Source organism: Aliivibrio sp. 1S175, assembly GCF_001690985.1.
Lineage (GTDB): Bacteria > Pseudomonadota > Gammaproteobacteria > Enterobacterales > Vibrionaceae > Aliivibrio.
In genome coordinates this window covers 471-1,556 of the sequence record NZ_MAJS01000061.1, presented here as the reverse complement: position 1 = coordinate 1,556, position 1,086 = coordinate 471, and the positions used below count along the sequence as shown (strand labels likewise).

Sequence of the window (1,086 nt, the reverse complement as noted above, 5' to 3'; positions counted from 1 at the left end):
CGGCGTTCTGGGTTTGTCTTGGGTTTCGTGATTCAGGCGGTAAAATTCAGGTTGGTCTGCATGGTAATAAACGTGTTATGCCAGCGTTATGTGCTTTCAGTATGGATAATTTATATGTCAAAAATAATTATTAAAAGTAATCTCAGTGAAAAGCAAATGGAAGCTGATGTTGCTTCATATTTTGGCTGGGTTTCGAATGGCTTACCTCTAAGATTAATGGACACTGATGAACAGCTAACTGGTGCTGATAAAGTCTTTTATGATCAAGCTCTTGCTATTTTTATGCAATTTAAAGTAGCAAAAGGTATTAAACCGATCAGTGAGATTAAAAGATCAAATAGGAATAATAAGGGTAAGGAAGAGTTAATTAGAGAATTTCGTCATGATAATGATTTAAATGATCAGCCGACATTTTACTTTGAGCTAAGAGCAAAGGCGAAAACAGCTAAGGACTTTCAACATAATATACTTTTGGATTATGCAAATACTCACTGGTCTGTAGGTTTCTATGTCGCTCCAACTCATTTAGATGCAACGGAATATTATAACTCTTTATTTACAAGCACCTCAAAATGTAGTTTATCATCTCCGTTTTTATATGAAGAACGTAAATATTACTATTCGGAAAATAGTTGGATTGAGGATGTTGGGGTAATCCCTTTTCTTAATGAACATGTCTCAATCGTTCCGACAGAACGTGTTGATAAGCACACACATCATTATTCCTATTCTAAGACTGGGGCTGATATTGCATGGCATTCACCATATGTTGTTACGAGAAAGCCTTCACGTTTTTCTGATGTATTGAAAAGTGTTTATAGGAATAGGGTGCTTAGTGGTGAATTACTGACGATTAAGGATATAGATCGAAATTTTGAAATTTCAGGAGATTTTGAATCTTCAGAAGATAATTTTGATAATATTCGAGTAAAGGCTGAATTGCTGTATGAACAGTCAGGAATAAAAACGTTTTTATTATTAACTAATAAAGAGTTTATTAAAAAAATGCAACAACGCACATAACAAATGCATCAACACGATTTACTACACTCGGCAATCTCAGTTTGCCGAGTGTTTCTCGTTTTA

Annotated in this window: 1 protein-coding gene; it reads left to right on the top strand. The window is 34.4% G+C overall.

The features are described from left to right. Positions 1 to 114 precede the first annotated feature (114 nt). Positions 115 to 1,023, top strand: coding sequence for a hypothetical protein (locus tag A6E06_RS14635; protein WP_065592189.1), 909 nt, complete (start codon positions 115 to 117; stop codon positions 1,021 to 1,023). Positions 1,024 to 1,086 lie beyond the last annotated feature (63 nt).

Bases quoted from the DNA above. Each gene is read 5' to 3' on its own strand.
- A6E06_RS14635 (WP_065592189.1), top strand. From the start codon at position 115: ATGTCAAAAATAATTATTAAAAGTAATCTCAGTGAAAAGCAAATGGAA.